The organism is Micromonospora sp. DT227, assembly GCF_049841835.1.
Lineage (GTDB): Bacteria > Actinomycetota > Actinomycetes > Mycobacteriales > Micromonosporaceae > Micromonospora.
In genome coordinates this window covers 48634-65128 of record NZ_JBNCLA010000005.1, presented here as the reverse complement: position 1 = coordinate 65128, position 16495 = coordinate 48634, and the positions used below count along the sequence as shown (strand labels likewise).

The window sequence follows — 16495 nt, the reverse complement described above, 5'->3', positions numbered from 1 at the left end:
CCTCAGCGGCAGAGCATCGGGCCGAGTGGCGCGCCACCCAGCAGGTGGGCGTGCACGTGGAAGACCTCCTGGCCGCCGTACGGGCCGGTGTTGAACATGAGGCGGAACCCGTCCACGGTCAGGCCCTCCTCCTCGGCCACCAGGGCGGCGGTGTGGAGCAGCTCACCGGCCAACGTGGGGTCGCCCTGGGCGAGGGTGGCCACGTCCGCGTAGTGCTCCTTGGGGATCACCAGCACGTGGGTGGGGGCCTTCGGGTCGATGTCCCGGAAGGCGAGGGTGGTGGCGGTCTCGCGGACGATGGTGGCGGGGATCTCCCCGGCGACGATCCGGCAGAACAGACAGTCCATCGCAGCAGTGTAGGGAACGTACGGCAGGATGGCCGACATGGCGGGACGGGCGGTGCTGGTGACGGGGGCCTCGCGGGGGATCGGACGGGCGGTGGCGCGGGCGTTCGCGGCCGGCGGCGACCGGGTGGCGGTCCACCACCGGGACTCGGCCGGGCTGGCCGAGGCGTTGCGCGCCGAACTGCCCGGCGACGGCCACGTGGTGGTCCGCGCCGACCTGGCGGACCCGGATGCCGTACGGGCCATGGTGGACGAGGCGGCCCGGCTGCTCCGCGGTCTCGACGTGCTGGTCAACAACGCCGGCGTGTTCGGGCCGGCCGATCCGCCGCACCCGGTCTTCGACACCAGCTACGAGCAGTGGCGGGCGCGCTGGCGCGAGGTGCTGGACACCAACCTGGTCGGCGCCGCCAACGCCGCCTGGTGCGCCGCCCAGCACATGCGGGAGCGGGGCGGTCGGATCGTGAACGTCTCCTCCCGGGGCGCGTTCCGGGGCGAACCGGCCAATCCGGCGTACGGGGCCAGCAAGGCGGGGATGAACGCGATGGCCCAGTCGCTCGCGGTGGCGCTGGCGCCGTACGGCATCGGGGTGGCCTGCGTGGCCCCGGGCTTCGTCGAGACCGACATGACCAACGAGCACCTCAAGAGCGAGCGCGGCGAGGCCGTGCGGGCGCAGTCCCCGTTCCACCGGGTGGCCCGCCCCGAGGAGATCGCCGCCGCCGTCCACTGGTTGGCCAGCCCGGAGGCGGAGTGGGCGTCCGGCACCATCGTCGACCTGAACGGCGCCTCCTACCTCCGCACCTGACGCCCCCCACCCCCCACCCCCCACCCTCACCGGGGCGCAGTTTCACGGAAAGAGTGCCTGTCCCGCCGCGAACAGCCCCTCTTTCCGTGAAACTGCGCGGCAAGAGGGGTGGGGTGGGGGTGGGGTGGGGGGAGAGTGGGGGGTTACCAGCGGGGGAGGCGGGTGGAGAGGACGGCCAGGGCGGCCACGCCGGCGGTGGAGGTGCGCAGGACGGAGGGGCCCAGGCGGACCGGGCGGGCACCGGCCTCGCGGAACGCGGCCAGCTCCGGCTCGGCGATGCCGCCCTCGGGGCCGACCACCAGGACGATCTCGCCGGTCGACGGCAGCGCGACGGTGGTCAGCCGCTCGTCGGCCTCCTCGTGCAGCACGAAGGCGGCGTCGGCGCCGCCGATCCGGCGGGCCACCGTGGCGGTGGACTCGTCCGGGGCGCCGGCCACCACCGGCAGCCACGGGCGGCGGGCCTGCTTGGCGGCCTCCCGGGCGGTGGCCACCCACTTCTCCCGGGCCCGGACGCCCCGGTCGCCGCGCCACTGGGCGACCGAGCGGGACGCCGCCCAGGGCACGATCTCGTCCACCCCGACCTCGGTCATCGCCTGCACGGCCAGCTCACCCCGCTCGCCCTTGGCGATCCCCTGCACCACCACCAGCCGGGGGACGCACGCGTCGGCGTACCCCCGGGAGGTGATCCGCGCGTCGAGCGTGCCCCGGCCGACGGCGGTGACGACGGCGGCGGCGGTGCCGCCCCGGCCGTCGGCGAGCAGCAGCTCCTCGCCGACGCGCAGCCGCTGCACGGTGGCCGCGTGGTGGCCCTCCGGGCCGTCCAGCGTCACCGTGTCGCCGGTGGGCAGCGCCTCGACCAGGAACAGCGGCGCCGACACGTCAGGGGTGCCCGTTGAAGGCGTCGCGCATCCGGGAGAAGAAGCCGCCCTGCTTGGTCAGCTCGGCGACCTCCTCGCCGCGGGTCTTGGCGAAGTCGCGCAGCATCCGCTCCTGGTCGGCGTCGAGCTTGGTCGGGGTCCGCACGTCCAGGTGGACGTAGAGGTCACCCCGGCCGGTGCCGCGCAGGTGCGGCACGCCGCGGGCACGCAGCCGCAGCGTGCTGCCCGGCTGGGTGCCGGCCTTCACGTCGACGGTCTCCTCGCTGTCCAGCGTCTTGATGGTCAGCCGGGTGCCGAGCGCGGCGGCGGTCATCGGCACCGTGACCCGGCAGTGCAGGTCGTCGCCCTTGCGGGAGTAGACGTCGTGGGTCCGCTCGTGGATCTCGACGTAGAGGTCGCCGGCGGTGCCGCCACCCGGGCCGACCTCGCCCTGCTGGGCCAGCCGGATCCGCATGCCGTCCTCGACGCCGGCCGGGATCTTGACGGTCAGCGAGCGGCGGGTCCGCACCCGCCCGTCACCGGCGCAGGTCGGGCAGGGGTGCGGGATCGTGGTGCCGTAGCCCTGACAGACGGTGCACGGCCGGGCGGAGACCACCTGGCCGAGGAACGTCCGCTGCACCGACTGCACCTCACCGCGGCCACCGCACGCCTCGCAGGTGGCCAGGTGGGTGCCGGCGGCGGTGCCGGCGCCGGAGCAGGTGGTGCAGAGCACCGCGGTGTCGACAGTGATCGGCGCCTCGACGCCGAACGCGGTCTCGTTGAGGTCCAGCTCCAGCCGCAGGATCGCGTCCGCGCCCGGCCGGGTACGCGGCCGGGGACCCCGGCTGCCGCCCGCCGCGCCGCCGAAGAACGCGTCCATGATGTCCTGGAAGCCGACGAACGGGCCGGCGCCGCCCGGGCCACCCGCGCCCGCGCCCCCGCCGCCCGGGGCGAGCGGGTCGCCGCCCAGGTCGACGATCTGCCGTTTCCGGTCGTCCGAGAGGACCTCGTACGCGGCGTTGATGTCCTTGAACTTCTCCTGTGCCTCCGGGTCCGGATTGACGTCCGGGTGGTACTGCCGCGCCAACTTCCGGTAGGCACGCTTGATGTCATCGTCGGAGGCGTCCCGGCTCACGCCGAGAATGCCGTAGTAGTCCCTGGCCACTGCGTTCGGTGTCCTCATGTTCGTCTCGCGTCGCCGGTCGCCGGCCGTTCCCGGCCGTCGGCCCTGACTGGTCAGTTCTGGGCCAGCAGTTCGCCCACGTAGCGTGCCACGGCCCTCACCATGGCGATATTGCCGGGGTAGTCCATCCGGGTGGGCCCGAGCACGCCGAGCCCACCGACGATCGTGGCACCCGGGCCGTAACCGGTGCTGACCACCGACGCGGCCCGGAGATTGTCGATCTCGTTCTCGTCGCCGATGAGCACCCGGGTGGTGTTGCTCGGCTCGGTCTCGCCGATCAGCTTGAGCAGCACGACCTCCTCTTCGAGCGCCTCGAGGATGGGGCGCAGCGAGCCCTGGAAGTCGAGCAGGCCGCCCCGGGTGAGGTTGGCGGTGCCGGCCAACGCGATCCGTTCCTCGTGCCGCTCGACGAGCGTCTCCAGCAGCACGGTGGAGAGCGTGGTCATGGCCGGGCGCAGGTGCGGCGCGGACTCCTCGACCAGCGCCTGCACCAGCGGGGGCGTCTCGGCGAGCTGGCTGCCGACCAGTTTCTCGTTGACCAGCCGGCGCAGGTCGGTCACGTGTTCGGCGGGGACCGGGGCGGGCAGCTCGACCAGCCGCTGCTCGACCCGCCCGGTGTCGGCGATCATGACGACCATCAGCCGGGTGGTGGAGATCGGCACCAGCTCCAGGTGGCGCACCTTGGACCGGGCCAGGCTCGGGTACTGCACCACGGCCACCTGCCGGGTGAGCTGGGCCAGCAGCCGGACCGTGCGGTGCACCACGTCGTCGAGGTCGACGGCGCCGACCAGGAAGCGCTCGATCGCCCGACGCTCGGCCGGGCTGAGCGGCTTGACCCGGGAGAGCCGGTCGACGAAGAGGCGGTAGCCACGGTCGGTGGGCACCCGGCCGGCGCTGGTGTGCGGCTGCCGGATGTAGCCCTCCTCCTCCAGCACCGCCATGTCGTTGCGCACGGTCGCCGGTGAGACGCCGAGCTGGTGCCGCTCGACCAGGGCCTTGCTGCCCACCGGCTCCTGCGTGGCCACGTAGTCCTCGACGATGGCGCGCAGCACGGCGAGCTTGCGGTCGTCGAGACCCATCTCCCCACCTCCTGACGCACCTCGGCCGGGCGACGCGCGGCATCCGCCGGGCGACTGGCACTCGACTGTAGCGAGTGCCAGTCTACGTCGGCACCCCCGCCGGCGCGATGATCAGCGCCGCACCCCGGGTGCGGTCCGTCGGGTCCGGGCGGCGCGTCGGGCCGAACAGCCCTGGTGCCGCTTGCCCCCGGGACCTACCGTGACGTCCATGACTGAACCTCCTCGCCCTCCCGGAGCGGGGGACCCCGGCCCCCAGCCCGACCCGTTCCCGCCGTCGGCGCCGTACGGCTCCTCGCCTGCCGACGAGCCCCCCACCGCACCACTGTCCGGGGCACCGGGCGGGGGCGGCTATCCCCCGCCCGGCGGTTATCCGCCCCCGGGCGGCCAGCCTCCGCCGGGTGGCTATCCCCCGCCGGGCGGCTATCCCCCACCCGGTGGTGACACGCCGGGCTACGGCGCGCCCGGCGGTGGCGCCCCGGGCTACGGCGCGCCGGGCGGCGGCTACCCCGCCGGCGGCTCCTACGGCCCGCCGGCCGGCTACGCCAACAACGACGACAAGACCTGGGCCCTGGTCGCGCACTTCGGCGGCGCGGCCGGGATGCTGATCGGCGGCGGCGTGCTGGGCTGGGTCGCGCCGCTGGTGGCGCTGCTGGCCCGGGGCAACCAGTCCCCGACCGTACGGGCGCACGCGGTCGCCGCGCTGAACTTCCAGCTCATCTGGTCGATCATCGCGCTGGTCGGCTGGATCCTCACCTGCATCCTGATCGGCCTGGTGGTCGGCTTCGGCGCCATGATCGTCGGCATCATCTTCGGCATCCTGGCCGGCGTGAAGGCCAACGAGGGGCAGCTCTACCGCTACCCGATGTCGGCCAGCCTGATCAAGTGACAGCCGCCGGCCGGTCCCGCGCGGCGGGGCCGGCCGGACCGGTCAGGGCAGCAGGTCGCGGACCACGCCGTCGGCCAGCAGGCGCCCGCGTAGCGTGAGCACGGCACGACCGTCCGCGTACGCGTCGGCGTCCAGCAGCCCGCCGGTCCGGGCCCGCTCGGCACCGGCCCGGCCGGCTTCGTCCAGCACGTCCAGCGGCAGCCCGGACGCCAGCCGCAACCGCAGCATCACGTCCTCCATGTGCTGTTCGTCAGCGGTGAGCCGTTCCCGGGCCAGCGCCGGCGAGGCGCCGTCGGCCAGCCGCTCCGCGTACCCGGCCGGGTGCTTGACGTTCCACCAGCGCACGCCGCCGACGTGGCTGTGCGCCCCCGGGCCCAGGCCCCACCAGTCGGCGCCGGTCCAGTAGAGCAGGTTGTGCCGGCACCGGGCCGCCTCGGAGCGGGCCCAGTTGGACACCTCGTACCAGGAGAAACCGGCCGCGTGCAGGGCCGCCTCCGCGGCCAGGTAGCGGTCCGCCGCCACGTCGTCGGAGGGGTACGGCAGCTCGCCCCGGCGCATCCGCGCGGCCAGCCGGGTGCCGTCCTCCACGATCAGGGCGTACGCGCTGACGTGGTCCACGCCGGCGTCGACCACCTGGGCCAGCGAGGCGGCGAAGTCGTCCGCGGTCTCCCCCGGCGTACCGTAGATCAGGTCCAGGTTGACGTGGTCGAACCCGGCGTCGCGGGCCTCGGCGGCGGCGGCGGTGGCCCGGCCCGCGCTGTGCCGCCGGTCGAGCACGGCGAGCACGCCCGGCGCGGCGGACTGCATGCCCAGCGAGATCCGGGTGTAGCCGGCCGCCCGCAGCGTCTTCAGCGACTCCGGGGTGACCGACTCGGGGTTGGCCTCGGTGGTCACCTCGGCGTCGGCGGCCAGCCCCCAGGTGCGGTCGATGGCGTCCAGGATCCGGGCCAGGTCGTCGGCGGGCAGCAGGGTGGGTGTGCCGCCGCCGACGAAGACGGTGTCCACCCGGGGCGGCGGGGCGTCGCCGAGCACCCGGCCGGCGAGCGCCAGCTCGGCCAGCACGCTGTCGGCGTACGTCTCCCGGCTCACCCCGCCGCCCAGCTCCGCGGCGGTGTACGTGTTGAAGTCGCAGTAACCGCACCGGCTGGCGCAGAACGGGACGTGCACGTACACGCCGAAGCCGCGGGCGCCGACGGCGCGGCGGGCGGTGGCGGGCAGCGACCCGTCGCGAGGGACGGGTTCGCCTTCTGGAAGGACGCCGGGCATGGCCACTAGTGTGCCCGGCATGACCTCTCCGGACGCTCTCGTACGGGTCGCCACGGCCCGTGGGGTGACCACCCTCACCCTGGACAGCCCGCACAACCGCAACGCGCTCTCCACGCCGCTGATGACCGAGCTGCTGGCCGGGCTGGCCGCGGCGGTCGCCGACGACACGGTCCGGGCGATCGTGCTGGACCACACCGGCCCGGTCTTCTGCTCCGGCGCCGACCTGAAGGAGACCGCCGCCGCGTACGCCAGCGGGACCGTGCCGGCCGGCATGCTCGGCGACGTGCTGGTCGCCGTGCGGGAGTGCCCGAAGCCGGTGCTGGCGAAGGTGGCCGGGCCGGCCCGGGCCGGCGGGCTGGGCCTGATCGCCGCCGCCGACCTGGTGGTCTGCGCCGAGGAGGCGACGTTCGCGTTCACCGAGGTGCGGATCGGCGTGATCCCGGCGGTGATCTCGGCGACCGTGCTGCCCCGGCTGAGCCCGCGGGCCGCCGCCGAGCTGTACCTGACCGGGGAGACGTTCGACGGCCGGCGGGCCGCCGAGATCGGCCTGGTCACCGCCGCCGTGCCGGCGGACGGGCTGGACGCCGCCGTGGAGCGCTACCGCGCGGCGCTGGTGAAGGGCGCGCCGAAGGCCCTCGCCGGGGCGAAGGAGCTGCTGCGCCGGCCGGCCGCCGCCGACCTGCGGGCGGAGATCGCCGCGTTGGCGACGCTCTCCACCGGGTACTTCCTCTCCGACGAGGGGCGGGAGGGGGTGCTCGCGTTCCGCGAGAAGCGTCCGGCGGCGTGGGTGCCCGCCGGCGAATAGAAGGCGGGGCCCCCGGTTAACGCCTCCGGTATAGGCGGGGCCCCCGCCTAACAGCGACCCGTCACGGGGCGGTGACGCGGCGGCGAGCAGGCCGGTCGGCCGAGCCGGAAAGTGGGACGGGCGACGTACGCTGGGCGGACTGTCAGGACAGGGGGTGCGGGTGCGGACGCGACCGGCGATCGTGGCATCTGGTGTGGTGGTGTGCGTGCTGGCCCTGCTCGCGATCTGGTTCGTGACCAAGCAGTTCGGTCACCACCTGCGGCTGCCGCTGGCCAGCCGGACCTGCACCGTGCAGGCCGACGGCGAGGTGGTGCTGGGCGCCGACCAGATGGCCAACGCGGCCACCATCGCCGCCATCGGCGTGCAGCGCCGGATGCCCGAGCGCGCGGTGGTGGTGGCGCTGGCGACCGCCTACCAGGAGTCGCACCTGCGCAACATCGCGCACGGCGACCGGGACTCGCTCGGCCTGTTCCAGCAGCGCCCGAGCCAGGGCTGGGGCACGCCGGAGGAGATCCAGGACCCGCGCTACGCGGCCCGGAAGTTCTACGCCGCGCTGAAGAAGGTCAAGGGCTGGGAGCGGATGCGGGTCACCGAGGCCGCCCAACGGGTGCAGCGGTCGGCCTACCCCGAGGCGTACCAGAAGTGGGCGGACGAGTCGGAGGTCCTCACCCGCGCGCTGCTCGGCCAGGCGACCGGCGCGGTGGCCTGCACGGTCGGTTCGACTCCGACGCTGCGGGGCCCGGCCGCCGCCAGCGCGGTGCTGGAGGGGCTGACGCTGGACTGGGGCCTGCCCCGCCTGACCGCGGCGACGACGCTGACCGGGCTGACCGTGCCGGCCGGTGACGACCGGGACGGCTGGCGCTACGCGCACTGGCTGGTCTCGCACGCCGACGACAACGGCGTGAAGCGGGTCCGCTTCGGCAGCCTGGAGTGGACCGCCGAGCAGGGCACCTGGGGCCGGGTGAAGGGCGACCCGGCGACGCAGGTGCTGGCCGAGGTCTTCGCCGAGACCTGAGCCGGCACCTGAGCCGGCACCTGAGCCGGCACCTGAGCCGTCGACGGGCCGCCGGCTTCCCGCCGACGGCCCGTCATCGAGGTCGACCGGGGATCAGCCCTTCACCGCGCCGGCGACCAGCCCGGAGACCATCCGGCGCTGGACCAGCAGGAAGAAGATGATCACCGGTAGCGTGAACAGCGTGGACGCGGCCATCACCGAGCCCCACGCGGTGTCGTCCCGGCCGAAGAAGAACGTCATCGCCACCGGCAGCGTGTACCGCTGCTGGTCGTTGATGAACGTCAACGCGAAGATCAGCTCGTTCCAGGCGGTGATGAAGGAGAAGATGCTGGTCGCCACCAGGCCGGGCGCGACCAGCGGGAACAGCACCTTGCGGAACGTCTGCGCCCGGCTGGCCCCGTCGATCGCGGCGGCCTCCTCCAGTTCCTTCGGCACCGCCGCGACGAAGCCGCGCAGCATCCAGACCGCGAACGGCAGCGAGAAGCCGAGGTAGGTGAGGATCAGGCTGGGCAGCGTGTTGTAGAGGCCGAGCCGCTGGATCATCAGGAACAGCGGGATGACAAGCGCCTCCAGCGGAATCATCTGCACCACCAGGAGCAGGATCAGGAAGCTGGTGCGCAGTTTGAACCGGAACCGGGCCACCGCGGTCGCGGCGAGCAGCGCGACCAGCCCGCTCAGCAGCACGGTGGCCACCGCGACCAGCACGCTGTTGAGGAAGAAGTCGAGGAACGTCACGCCGGGGATCAGATTGCCGGTGAGGATCTCCCGGTAGTGCTCCAGGGTGGGCTCCGCCGGCACCGGGCGCGGCGTGGCCGAGAAGATCTCCCGGTTGGGCTTCAGCGACGTCGCGATCATCCAGTAGACGGGAAACGCGGCGAAGAGCGCGACCAGCAGGCCGGCGCCGTTGAGCGCGATCTTCTTCACGACTCGTCCTCCTGCTTGAGCACCATGCGGACGTACAGGGCGGTCACCGCGAGCAGGATCACGGTGAGGATGACGGCGATCGCCGAGCCGAGGCCGTACTTCGGCGGCGGCGAGAACGCCTCCGCGTACGAGTAGATCGACAGCATGAACGTCGACCGGTCCTGGGTGCCGCCGGCCAGCACGAACTGCTGGGTGAAGACCTTGAAGTCCCAGATCGTGGAGAGCACCACCAGGATGCCGAAGACCGGCCGGAGCATCGGGAACGTGACCGACCAGAAGACCCGCCACGGCCCGGCGCCGTCGACGCGGGCCGCCTCCTGCAACTCGGTGGGCACGCTCTTGAGCCCGGCCAGCACGCTCACCGCGATGAACGGGAACGAGTGCCAGACCACCACCAGCGTCAGGATGCCGAAGAACAGCAGCGGGTCGTTGAACCAGCCGTAGCCGGTCCAGTCGCTACGCCCGAACAGCGTCGTGGAGAGGCCGTCGGGCAGCTTGTTGAACAGCCAGGTGACCAGGCCGCTCGTGTCGTCGAAGATCCACTTCCAGACGATGGTGCCGGTCAGCGCCGGGGTGGCCCAGGCGAGCATCACGCAGCTCGCCACGAACGTGGCCATCTTCTTGCCGAGCCGGTTGAGCAGCAGCCCGACCAGCGTGCCGAGCACCATGGTGAGCGCCACGTTGGCGAACGCGAAGAGCACGGTGTTGCGCAGCACGGTCCGGAAGAACGGGTCGCCGAGGATCTGCGCGTAGTTGGCCAGGCCGACCCAGGGCCACTCGCGGTCCCCCCGGAGCTGCCGGACGCTGTCCAGCTTGTAGAAGGACATCATCACGACCTGGCCGAGCGGCCAGAGCAACAGCACGGCGATGATCGCCAGGCAGGGCAGGAGCAACAGGTACGGGAGGCGGTCCACCTTTCGGCGGCGCCGCCGCGCGGGGTTCTCCCGCGCGGCGGCCTCGCCGGTGGCCTTGGTCAGCGTTGTCACTTGGCGTTGAGAATGCTTTCCATCTCGGTGGCCGCGTCGGCGGTTGCCTTCTCGACCGTCTTCTGGCCCTTGATGACCGAGCTGTTCATCGCCTGGGTCACCGTCTTGGTGCGGCTGACCTCGACCCACTTCGGGGTGAGCGGGGTCAGCTTGGTGTTCTGGATGGCGGTCGCGAACGCGGCCATCACCTTGTCGTTGGCGTAGTTCCCGCCGCTGACCAGGTCCTGGTAGACCGGGAAGAAGCCGAGGCTGCTGGCGAACTCCTGGTCCTTCTGCTTGCTCAGCAGCACGGTCATGTAGTCCCAGGCCAACGCCGACCGCTCGCTGTCCTTCCAGACCGCGATGTCGGAACCGCCGGCGAACGCCGGGGCGGCCTTGCCGTCCGGGCCGGGGATCGGGAACGTGCCCCAGACCTTCTCGATGTCGGGGTTGTCCTTCTTCATCGCGCCGCCCTGCCAGCTACCGGCGAACGCCATGGCGGCCTTGCCGGTGGCGAACTGGGTCCGGGCGTCGACCTCGTTCCAGCCGGCGGCGGCCGGCGGGGCGACCTTGTGCACGGTCACCAGGTCGGTCCAGAACTTGACCGCCTTCTGCGCCTCGGGCGTGTTGTAGCCGGACTTCCAGGTGTCGCCGTCCTTGGTGGCGATCTCGCCGCCGGCACCCCAGAGGAAGGAGTAGAACGGCAGCTCGGAGTTGCCGGGCAGGGCGATGCCGTAGGTGCCGGGCTTCTTGGCCTGGACGGCCTTGGCGGCGGCGACCATCTCGTCCCAGTTCGTCGGCGGCTTCACACCCGCCTCGGCGAACCAGTCGGTGCGGTAGTAGACGGCGCGCACGCCGGCGTACCACGGCACGCCGTACTGCTTGCCGTCGAGCTGCGCGTTCTTCACCAGGTCGGGCAGGATGTCCTTGCCCTCGGACCAGCCGTTGAACTTGTCCGTCACGTCGGCCAGGGCCTCCTGCGCGGCCCAGCCCTGGGTCTCGGTGTTGCCCAGCTCGGTGACGTCCGGGCCCTCCCCGCCGGCGAGCGCGGCCTGGAACTTCTTCGGCGCCTCGAGCCAGGGAATGTACTGCACCACGACGTCGGTCTCGGGGTGCTTCTTCTTGAACTCCGCCTCGACCGTGTCGAGGAACGTGGTCTGGGCGTCGCCGCCCTCGCCCATCATCCAGACCGTCAGCTTGCTGTTGTCGGCGGCCTTGTCATCGTCGCCGGAGCCACCGCAACCGGTCAGCACCAGCGCGGCCGACGCCACGATGGCGGTGACCGGAGCCAGCCGCTTCCACCTGTTCACGCCATATCTCCCTCAGGGCCGTTTGGCACTAACCTTCTCCGCCGCACCTTAGTAGGAAAATTTCCTTTACAACAGGGGGTGGGCCCGGCGGGCGACCGAGGCGACCGTATCGCAGCCGAACGCCCGGCCGGCAGGGGTGCCGTCCGGGCAGGTCAGAGCGGGAGTACGCGGACGGGCGCCCGGCCAGTGGCCGGGCGCCCGTCGAGCGTCGTGGTGGGGGTCAGTAGCGCGAGACGCCACGCCGACGGCCGACACCGGCCACCAGGGCGACGCCGATGGCGGCGAAGAGCACCTGCAGCAGCAGCTCGCGCCAGTCGATGCCGGCGGTGTTGGCGAAGCCGGAGGCCCGGGCGACGATCGTGCCCAGCAGCGCGGCACCGACGCCGATCAGCATGTGCAGCCACATCGGCATGTTCTGCCGGCCCGGCACGACCAGGCGGCCCAGCGCGCCGACGATCAGACCAACGACCAGCGCCGTGATGATGCCCCAAACGGTGAGCTCCATGGTCGCCCTCCTCCTTCAGATCGAGTCACACGATGTCGTGTGGTTTCTGTCGTGACCGGTAAGTTCCCGACCGGCGAAAAATCCAAACCGACTCGGGTGACGAATCGTTCATCCCTACCCTGAGCTGGGTTTTCCCGCCCAAGGGCCGGCCAGGGCTGCCGTCGTCCCTGCCGTCGGCGAACCGACCGGCTTCAATGCGAAACGGCGACGGGCGCCCGGCCGGTCGGCCGGGCGCCCGTCGAGGCGCGTTGGTACGCGGTCAGTGGTGGGTGACGCCCCGCCGACGACCGACCCCGGCCACCAGGGCCACGGCGATGGCGGCGAAGAGCACCTGCAGCAGCAGCTCGCGCCAGTCGATGCCGGCGGTGTCGGCGAAGCCGGAGGCCCGGGCGACGATCGTGCCCAGCAGCGCGGCGCCCACACCGATCAGCATGTGCAGCCACATCGGCATGTTCTGCCGGCCCGGCACGACCAGCCGGCCCAGCGCGCCGACGATCAGGCCGACGATCAGCGCGGTGATGATGCCCCAGACGGTGAACTCCACGGTCGGTCCTCCTATAAGCGGTTTCGCACGTTCTGTGCGGTTGCTGTCGTGACCGCTAAGTTCCCGACCGACCAGAAACCGAAACCGGCCGAATCCCCGTCTCGCCGGCTCCCGGCGGCTCGAAGACCCGAAACCCGCAGGTGGGAGCGGTTCCGGCGAGCTGAAAATTTCCTGAGTACGCGAACCGGCCGGCACCCTCGACGGAGGTGCCGGCCGGTTTCGTGGGGTCGTCGGGGCTACTTCTTGCCGGCGGGCTTGCCGTCGCCGGAGTCGGACGAGAGCGCCGCGATGAAGGCCTCCTGGGGAACCTCCACCCGGCCCACCATCTTCATCCGCTTCTTGCCCTCCTTCTGCTTCTCCAGCAGCTTGCGCTTCCGGCTGATGTCACCGCCGTAGCACTTGGCGAGCACGTCCTTGCGGATCGCGCGGATCGTCTCCCGGGCGATCACCCGGCTGCCGATGGCCGCCTGGATCGGCACCTCGAACTGCTGACGGGGGATCAGCGACCGCAGCTTCGCCGCGATCGTGGTGCCGTAGTTGTACGCCTTGTCCTTGTGCACGATGGCGCTGAACGCGTCCACCGGCTCACCGTGCAGCAGGATGTCCACCTTCACCAGGTCGGACGCCTGCTCGCCGGAGGTCTCGTAGTCGAGCGAGGCGTACCCCTTGGTGCGGCTCTTGAGCTGGTCGAAGAAGTCGTAGATGATCTCGGCCAGCGGCAGCGTGTAGCGCAGCTCCACCCGGTCGGCGGAGAGGTAGTCCATGCCGAGCAGGTTGCCCCGGCGGCCCTGGCACAGCTCCATCACCGCGCCGACGTAGTCGTTCGGCGTCAGCACGGTGGCCCGCACGGTCGGCTCGTACACCTCGGCGATCTTGCCGGTCGGGTACTCGCTCGGGTTGGTCACCACGATCTCCTGGGCGTCCTCCGTGATGGCCCGGTAGACCACGTTCGGCGCGGTGGAGATCAGGTCGAGGTTGAACTCCCGCTCCAGCCGCTCCCGGATGATCTCCAGGTGCAGCAGGCCGAGGAAGCCGCAACGGAAGCCGAACCCCAGCGCGCCGGACGTCTCCGGCTCGTAGACCAGCGCCGCGTCGTTGAGCTTGAGCTTGTCCAGCGCCTCGCGCAGGTTCGGGTAGTCCGAGCCGTCGATCGGGTAGAGACCCGAGTAGACCATCGGCTTCGGGTCCTTGTAGCCGCCAAGCGCCTCCCGGGCCGGGTTGCCGTTGATGGTGACCGTGTCACCGACCCGCGACTGGCGGACGTCCTTCACGCCGGTGATGAGGTATCCCACCTCGCCGACGCCGAGCGCGTCGGCCTTCACCATCTCCGGCGAGATGACACCGATCTCCAGCAGCTCGTGCACCGCGCCGGTGGACATCATCTTGATCCGGTCCCGGGCCGAGATGCGGCCGTCGATCACCCGGACGTACGTGACCACGCCGCGGTAGACGTCGTACACCGAGTCGAAGATCATCGCGCGGGCCGGGCTGTCGGCCTCCCCCACCGGCGGCACGAACTGCCGGACGATCTCGTCGAGCAGGTACGGCACGCCCTCACCGGTCTTACCGGAGACCCGGATGCAGTCCGCCGGGTCACCGCCGATCAGGTGCGCCAGCTCCTCGGCGTACTTCTCCGGCTGGGCGGCCGGCAGGTCGATCTTGTTGAGCACCGGGATGATGCGCAGGTCGTTCTCGAGCGCCAGGTAGAGGTTCGCGAGGGTCTGCGCCTCGATGCCCTGCGCGGCGTCGACAAGCAGGACCGCGCCCTCGCAGGCGGCCAGCGAGCGGGACACCTCGTAGGTGAAGTCGACGTGGCCGGGGGTGTCGATCATGTTGAGCACGGCGGTCTCGCCGGTCCGGTCACCCTCCCGGATCGTCCACGGCATCCGGACGGCCTGGCTCTTGATGGTGATGCCACGCTCGCGCTCGATGTCCATCCGGTCCAGGTACTGCGCGCGCATCTGCCGGGGGTCGACCACGCCGGTGAGCTGCAGCATCCGGTCGGCCAGGGTCGACTTCCCGTGGTCGATGTGGGCGATGATGCAGAAGTTCCGGATGCGCGCCGGGTCGGTGGCACCAGGAGCGTTCGCGCCGGGATCGAGCTTCGGTGGCACAGCGGTCCGTTCTGGTCGGCTGACGTGAGCGGGCCGGCGCGCCGCCGGCCCCCTCTATGCTCCCACGTCGTCCGGCGCGCGCCCGGGCTCCCCCGGCACTGCCCGGCCACCCGCCGCCCGGCGGGGCGTCACTCCGCCGGCGGCTCGACGAAGAGCGCGGCGAGCCGGGGCAGCCGGCGGCGGGCCTCCTCCTCGTCGTCGAAGTCCCAGAAGTCGTTCAGGTCCGGCACCTTCACCGGGTCCCGGTCGGCCGGCAACTCGGACGCGGTGGCCTGCCGGTACGCCTCCCAGGGCACCGACAGCATCCGCTCGCACTCGAACTCCTCGCCGCTGAGCGCGGCGGAGCGGACCCGGGGCAGCTCGGCCAGCGAATCCGGCTCGGTCACCGCCCGCGCGAAGACGGCCCGGCCCTGCGTCATCAGCCAGCCCCGGAAGTATTCGAAGCCGTCGTCCGAGGCGCCCCCGTTGATCAGGTACGCCGCGCCCCACAGGTCGACCCGGTAGGAGGCGGCGAGCACCCGCCGCTGGTGGTGGGCGTACCCGACGATCTCCTCCGGATCGCGCTCGGCGAGCAGCGCGACCGCCCGCACGGCGACCGCGTCGGCCTCTCCCCCGGCGTTGGCCCGGGCCTGGTCGATCAACTGCCAGAAGTCCTCGGTCCTCATGGTCGGCAGTCTGGCAGAGCCCACCGACGCGCCGCCCGCACCCGGCGGTGGTGGCGGTACGGCAGCATGGAGCGGTGCGTGCGATCTCGCTACCACCCGTTCCGTACGGGGAGACGGCCGAACGACCCGGCTGGGCCGACCTGCCGGACGGGCTGCGCGACGCGCTGGCGGCCCGGCTCGGCGGCCCACCGGCCGAGGTCCGGGTGGCCGGCGGCGGCTTCACGCGCGGCTTCGCCGCCGTGCTGACCGGCCCGACCGGCGACCGGGTGTTCGTCAAGGCGGCGGCGCTGGCCGGGCAGCGGCACCTGGTCGACTGGTACGCCCACGAGGCCGCGATCCTGGCCCGGCTCCCCGCCGGCCTGCCGGTGCCCCGGCCGCGCTGGGCGTTGACCGGGTCCGGCTGGTACGCGCTCGCGCTCGACGCGATCGACGGGCACACCCCTCGGCTGCCCTGGGACCCGGCCGAGCTGGCGGCGGCCCTCGCCACGTACGCCGAGGTGGCCGCCGCGCTCGCCGAACCGCCCGGGGACCTCGTCGCGCTCGGGCTGCCGCGCCTGGCCGACCTGGCCCGGGACGACATCCTGTGGTGGGGCGAGGTGGCCGCCGGCCGCGAACCGCTGCCCGCGGCGGCGGCGGGCGTCCCGCTGGCGGAGCTGGTCGCGCTGGAGTCCCGCCTCCCCGGGTATGCCGACGCCGCCCCCGGGCTGGCCCACGGTGACCTGCGGGTGGACAACCTCCTGATCGACGCCGACGGTCGCGCCTGGCTCTGCGACTGGACCTGGCTCTGCCACGGGCCCGCCTGGTTCGACCTGGCCGGCCTGCTGCTCACCGGGTACGCCAGCGGCCTCGACGCGGACACCGCCTTCGCCCGCCACCCGGCGACCGCCGGGGCGCCCGCGGACGCGCTGGACGTGAGCCTCGCCGCACTCGCCGGCTACTTCCTCACCGGCGCCGCCGCCGGCCCGTCGACCGCCTCCCCACACCTGCGCTCCCACCAGCAGTGGAGCGGCACCCAGGCCCTCACCTGGCTCACCGCCCGCCGCGGCTGGGCCCGGGGGTAAGGAGGGGCCCCCGCTTAACGTTTCCGGTAGAGAAGGGGCCCCTTCTCACCGCTGCTGACCGGTGCGTTCGGGAGGCGTTTTGGCTCGTCCGGGAACGACCTGGTAGCCTGACCATTCGCGCGGCGATGACGCATGCTCGTCGCGTACGCAAGCTGACCAACCCGAGCTAT

The 16495-nt window shown here is 72.4% G+C and carries 17 protein-coding genes; 5 read left to right on the top strand and 12 right to left on the bottom strand.

What is annotated here, in order from left to right:
* Positions 1-2: 2 nt before the first annotated feature.
* A complete protein-coding gene (locus ACLQ2W_RS18340) occupies positions 3-347 on the bottom strand; it encodes a histidine triad nucleotide-binding protein (RefSeq protein ID WP_405090815.1) in 345 nt (114 codons plus the stop codon).
* Between the two features lie 37 nt (positions 348-384).
* On the opposite strand from ACLQ2W_RS18340, the gene ACLQ2W_RS18335 reads away from it, so the two are divergent.
* Positions 385-1146 (top strand): SDR family NAD(P)-dependent oxidoreductase, encoded by a 762-nt coding sequence (locus ACLQ2W_RS18335; protein WP_425787487.1) that lies wholly within the window; start codon positions 385-387, stop codon positions 1144-1146.
* Positions 1147-1289: 143 nt separating this feature from the next.
* On the opposite strand, the gene ACLQ2W_RS18330 is transcribed toward ACLQ2W_RS18335, so the two are convergent.
* From ACLQ2W_RS18330 to hrcA, 3 genes are all read right to left on the bottom strand, one after another.
* Positions 1290-2024, bottom strand: coding sequence for a 16S rRNA (uracil(1498)-N(3))-methyltransferase (locus ACLQ2W_RS18330; RefSeq protein ID WP_425787486.1), 735 nt, complete (start codon positions 2022-2024; stop codon positions 1290-1292).
* A 1-nt stretch (position 2025) separates the two neighbouring features.
* Entirely contained in the window at positions 2026-3168 is a 1143-nt protein-coding gene (dnaJ, locus tag ACLQ2W_RS18325; RefSeq protein ID WP_405094307.1) for a molecular chaperone DnaJ, read from the bottom strand.
* Between the two features lie 71 nt (positions 3169-3239).
* A complete protein-coding gene (gene hrcA, locus ACLQ2W_RS18320) occupies positions 3240-4265 on the bottom strand; it encodes a heat-inducible transcriptional repressor HrcA (RefSeq protein WP_107155704.1) in 1026 nt (341 codons plus the stop codon).
* Between the two features lie 208 nt (positions 4266-4473).
* Here hrcA and ACLQ2W_RS18315 point away from each other — a divergent pair, with 208 nt between their 5' ends.
* Positions 4474-5151: a DUF4870 domain-containing protein gene (locus ACLQ2W_RS18315; RefSeq protein ID WP_425787485.1), complete on the top strand. Its 678-nt coding sequence runs from the start codon at positions 4474-4476 to the stop codon at positions 5149-5151.
* Between the two features lie 42 nt (positions 5152-5193).
* Here the strand turns inward: ACLQ2W_RS18315 and hemW are convergent, their stop codons facing one another.
* Positions 5194-6417 carry a radical SAM family heme chaperone HemW gene (hemW, locus tag ACLQ2W_RS18310; protein ID WP_425787484.1) on the bottom strand — a complete coding sequence of 408 codons (1224 nt, stop codon included), beginning with the start codon at positions 6415-6417 and terminating at the stop codon, positions 5194-5196.
* Between the two features lie 19 nt (positions 6418-6436).
* Between hemW and ACLQ2W_RS18305 the strand changes: the two genes are divergently transcribed.
* Both ACLQ2W_RS18305 and ACLQ2W_RS18300 read left to right on the top strand, forming a co-directional pair.
* Positions 6437-7222, top strand: a complete 786-nt coding sequence (locus ACLQ2W_RS18305) for an enoyl-CoA hydratase-related protein (RefSeq protein ID WP_405090820.1) — start codon at positions 6437-6439, stop codon at positions 7220-7222.
* A 154-nt stretch (positions 7223-7376) separates the two neighbouring features.
* Positions 7377-8237, top strand: a complete 861-nt coding sequence (locus ACLQ2W_RS18300; protein WP_425787483.1) for a hypothetical protein — start codon at positions 7377-7379, stop codon at positions 8235-8237.
* A 93-nt stretch (positions 8238-8330) separates the two neighbouring features.
* Here the strand turns inward: ACLQ2W_RS18300 and ACLQ2W_RS18295 are convergent, their stop codons facing one another.
* The 7 genes from ACLQ2W_RS18295 to ACLQ2W_RS18265 form a co-directional block, all read right to left on the bottom strand.
* Complete coding sequence (locus ACLQ2W_RS18295; RefSeq protein WP_357300924.1) at positions 8331-9161, bottom strand: carbohydrate ABC transporter permease; 831 nt, start codon at positions 9159-9161, stop codon at positions 8331-8333.
* A complete protein-coding gene (locus ACLQ2W_RS18290) occupies positions 9158-10147 on the bottom strand; it encodes a carbohydrate ABC transporter permease (protein WP_425787482.1) in 990 nt (329 codons plus the stop codon). The genes ACLQ2W_RS18295 and ACLQ2W_RS18290 overlap by 4 nt, the downstream gene beginning before the upstream one ends.
* Positions 10144-11436, bottom strand: a complete 1293-nt coding sequence (locus ACLQ2W_RS18285) for a sugar ABC transporter substrate-binding protein (RefSeq protein ID WP_425787481.1) — start codon at positions 11434-11436, stop codon at positions 10144-10146. The genes ACLQ2W_RS18290 and ACLQ2W_RS18285 overlap by 4 nt, the downstream gene beginning before the upstream one ends.
* Positions 11437-11656: 220 nt before the next feature.
* Complete coding sequence (locus tag ACLQ2W_RS18280) at positions 11657-11941, bottom strand: GlsB/YeaQ/YmgE family stress response membrane protein (protein WP_405090823.1); 285 nt, start codon at positions 11939-11941, stop codon at positions 11657-11659.
* 259 nt (positions 11942-12200) lie between these two features.
* Positions 12201-12485, bottom strand: coding sequence for a GlsB/YeaQ/YmgE family stress response membrane protein (locus tag ACLQ2W_RS18275; RefSeq protein WP_343445592.1), 285 nt, complete (start codon positions 12483-12485; stop codon positions 12201-12203).
* A 236-nt stretch (positions 12486-12721) separates the two neighbouring features.
* Positions 12722-14599 (bottom strand): translation elongation factor 4, encoded by a 1878-nt coding sequence (gene lepA, locus ACLQ2W_RS18270; RefSeq protein WP_405090825.1) that lies wholly within the window; start codon positions 14597-14599, stop codon positions 12722-12724.
* 128 nt (positions 14600-14727) lie between these two features.
* Positions 14728-15264 (bottom strand): DUF4240 domain-containing protein, encoded by a 537-nt coding sequence (locus ACLQ2W_RS18265; RefSeq protein WP_405090826.1) that lies wholly within the window; start codon positions 15262-15264, stop codon positions 14728-14730.
* A 74-nt stretch (positions 15265-15338) separates the two neighbouring features.
* Here ACLQ2W_RS18265 and ACLQ2W_RS18260 point away from each other — a divergent pair, with 74 nt between their 5' ends.
* Positions 15339-16325: a phosphotransferase family protein gene (locus tag ACLQ2W_RS18260; RefSeq protein WP_425787480.1), complete on the top strand. Its 987-nt coding sequence runs from the start codon at positions 15339-15341 to the stop codon at positions 16323-16325.
* The last annotated feature ends 170 nt before the right edge of the window (positions 16326-16495 follow it).